This is a genomic window from Leisingera sp. F5 (genome assembly GCF_001593695.1).
The window spans coordinates 1-2,676 of sequence record NZ_LUKH01000370.1 but is presented as its reverse complement, the minus strand read 5'-3'; the positions used below and the strand labels follow the sequence as shown (position 1 = coordinate 2,676).

The 2,676-nt window shown below is 62.8% G+C and carries 4 protein-coding genes and 1 pseudogene; 1 reads left to right on the top strand and 4 read right to left on the bottom strand.

The annotated features are described in order from the left end of the window. Positions 1 to 516, top strand: a 516-nt coding sequence (locus A2I95_RS30445) for an aldehyde dehydrogenase family protein (protein ID WP_291735880.1), incomplete at its 5' end; no start/stop codon positions are given. Between the two features lie 39 nt (positions 517 to 555). Here the strand turns inward: A2I95_RS30445 and A2I95_RS30440 are convergent. The 4 genes and pseudogenes from A2I95_RS30440 to A2I95_RS30425 form a co-directional block, all read right to left on the bottom strand. Next, the gene (locus A2I95_RS30440) at positions 556 to 954 is read right to left on the bottom strand and encodes a globin domain-containing protein (protein ID WP_291735879.1); all 399 of its coding nucleotides are present in this window, start codon (positions 952 to 954) and stop codon (positions 556 to 558) included. 180 nt (positions 955 to 1,134) lie between these two features. Continuing rightward, on the bottom strand, positions 1,135 to 1,599 hold the full coding sequence (locus tag A2I95_RS30435) for an Hsp20 family protein (RefSeq protein WP_259989493.1): 465 nt from the start codon (positions 1,597 to 1,599) through the stop codon (positions 1,135 to 1,137). A 133-nt stretch (positions 1,600 to 1,732) separates the two neighbouring features. Further along, a complete protein-coding gene (locus tag A2I95_RS30430; RefSeq protein ID WP_259989491.1) occupies positions 1,733 to 2,548 on the bottom strand; it encodes a trypsin-like serine protease in 816 nt (271 codons plus the stop codon). Beyond that, positions 2,545 to 2,676: pseudogene (locus A2I95_RS30425) on the bottom strand (trypsin); the annotation flags it as partial. The gene A2I95_RS30430 and the pseudogene A2I95_RS30425, both read right to left, overlap by 4 nt.

Here is a 2,676-nt window from a genome sequence, read left to right as displayed (position 1 = left end):
GCGGTCGAGAAGATGAACGTTGGCGACGGCCTTAACGACGGCATCCACTTCGGCCCGCTGATCAACATGGAAGCGGTTGAGAAGGTGCAGGAGCATATTGCTGACGCAACCGCCAAAGGCGGCGAAGTGATCCTGGGCGGCAACCCGTCGGAACTGGGCGGCAGCTTCTTTCAGCCGACCATCGTCAAGGGCGCAACCCCGGACATGGCCTTTGCCAAGGATGAGACGTTCGGCCCCCTCGCCCCGTTGTTCAAGTTCGAGGACGAGGACGAGGTGATCGCGATGGCCAATGACACCATCTTTGGCTTGGCGTCCTATTTCTATGCCAAGGATCTCAGCCGCGTGTACAAGGTCGCCGAAGCGCTGGAATACGGGATTGTGGGTGTGAACACCGGCATCATCTCCACCGAGGTGGCGCCGTTCGGGGGCGTCAAGCAATCGGGCCTGGGCCGCGAAGGCAGCCACCACGGCATCGAGGATTATCTGGAGATGAAATACATCTGCATGGCGGTCTGATCCGCCACCGGACTGGCGCAGGAGGGTCAGTGCCAGGTCTCAGTGCCGGGTCATCGTCCCGGCCACCTGGCTGATGGCGCTGGCCCAGGCGGTTTCCGTCTCTGTGTCCAGCGCCGGGCCTAAAACATCGCGCAAAGCGGCAATCAGCGCCCGCTTTGCCGCCTCGGTCTCCTGCGTGCCAAGCTGCAGATGGGCATGGGCCTGGAGCAGTTGCCCGCCCAGATCTTCCAATGTGCGCGGATCGTCCAGATTGCGCACGCAGGCAGCAATCATCGCTGTCAGCATTGCTTTCTGTTTTACGAAATTCCCCCGGAACCTGCCGCGCGCCTCTGGCAGGCGGGTGAACAGATGCACATAAAAACGCTCAGCCAGATCCGCCTTGCGGGCAAAGATCCCGGCAAAGCTTTGCTGAACATGTTGGACTTCCTGAGGGTTCATCAATCCGCCTTTGCGCTGCGGCACCAATTACTCTGCCTCCGATCCTGCCTTCCAATACCTAAAGAAACATTTACGCCCGCAACCATAACCCGCAACTGTCCCCGCGGGGACAACCCGGTGAAACGAAAAAACCCCCTGGCAGAACCAGGGGGCTGAAGCACTCGAACCTTGATCGCGGGATCAGTTGACCGCAGTGGCCTCGATCTCGGCACGGTTCGGGCGGGAGGAGGAGATTTCGATCCGGCGCGGTTTCAGCGCCTCGGGCACCTCGCGGTGCAGATCGATATGCAGCATGCCGTTTTCATGGCTGGCGCCAGTCACGCGAACGTGGTCGGCCAGGGTGAAGCGGCGTTCAAAAGCGCGGGTGGCAATGCCCCGGTGCAGGAAGGAGCGGCCGTCGCTGTCCTCGGCCTTTTTGGCGGTCACCACCAACGCGTTTTCCTTAACCTCGACGTTCAGATCGTCATCGGCAAAACCGGCAACCGCAATCGAAATGCGATAGCTGTCGGCGTCGGTCTTTTCGATGTTATAGGGCGGGTAGCTGGACTGGGCGGCATCCGCGCTAAGGGCGCGGTCCATCAGGCTGGCGATCTGGTCGAAACCGATGGTTGCGCGGTGCAGCGGTGCAAAATCAAACGTACGCATAGTGTCATCCTCATACATGAGCGATTTCAGGGCGCCTTCCCCGCGGGGACAGGCTGGTCTTTTCCGGGCCCCAATCAGCGGCTGCCCGGATAGACCTGAGATAAGAACGCAAAATGCGGCTTCAAGAGGGGGATCAGTCCCCCACCGTCACAAATTTCGCGCCGCCCGCCGATGCGCCGCCGCCAACCCGGATGCGCTTGATCCGCCGGTCCGGTGCGGCCACCGGATTGCGGCGCAGCTGCGCCTTCAGCTCTGCCACCCGCTGCGGCAGTTTCATGCCAAAGGCGACTTGCTTGCCGCGGTAATTGCCGCCGCCGGAAACCAGCGCCAGGATCCGCCCGCGCCCGCCGACCTGGGAAAACACCGGCGCCCCGGAGGATCCGAAGGTGACATTGCAGTCGATCATCAGAACGTCACCGCTTTCCCCCATCAGGTTGCACTGGCGTTGCCGCGACAACGCCTCGGCGCGGCCCCGCCCGTAAGATGTGACGGAGATATCGCTGCCGTATTCGCGTCCCGAGTGCAGCGCAAAAGCATCTGCCTGACCGCTGAGCACCGGCGCGGCTATCCGGATCAGCGCCACGTCGTGACGAATGTTATCCAGATCAAGCCGTCCCCGCGGGTTGAACCCCGGATGCGCGGCAATCTGCAGCCCCCGGCGTTCGGCTATGGCTGTCCCGTCGCGCAAACCCGCGCGGAAGGTGATCTGCTCCGCCGCACGCAAATTCCTGTTGCGGTCATAGACGCAATGGGCTGCGGTCAGCACCAGTTCCGGTGCGATCAGCGTGCCGGTGCAAAAGCCCTGGCCGTTCAGCTCAAGCCGTCCAACGGCCTCCCAGCCCAGCAGGTCATCGCGGTCAGTCAGCCGCCGCAAACCGGTGTTCTGGGCCGTTGCGCTGCCTGCGTACGCCAGGGTGGCAACGGCCAGTATCAATGCGCGGAACATCATTGCCGGATGAACTTCGCACCGGAGGAGCTGCGCCCCTCCCCCACCTTCACCCGGCCCACGCCTGGCGGCAGGCGGCCACGGGTGTTCACACCCGTCAGCTGCGCCTGCAGCAGGGTCAGTTCCTCGGC

What these genes read in the sequence shown, in the direction of transcription:
- A2I95_RS30430 (WP_259989491.1), bottom strand. Translation starts at nt 2,548, where the DNA reads ATGATGTTCCGCGCATTGATACTGGCCGTTGCCACCCTGGCGTACGCA.
- A2I95_RS30435 (WP_259989493.1), bottom strand. Translation starts at nt 1,599, where the DNA reads ATGCGTACGTTTGATTTTGCACCGCTGCACCGCGCAACCATCGGTTTC.
- A2I95_RS30440 (WP_291735879.1), bottom strand. Translation starts at nt 954, where the DNA reads ATGAACCCTCAGGAAGTCCAACATGTTCAGCAAAGCTTTGCCGGGATC.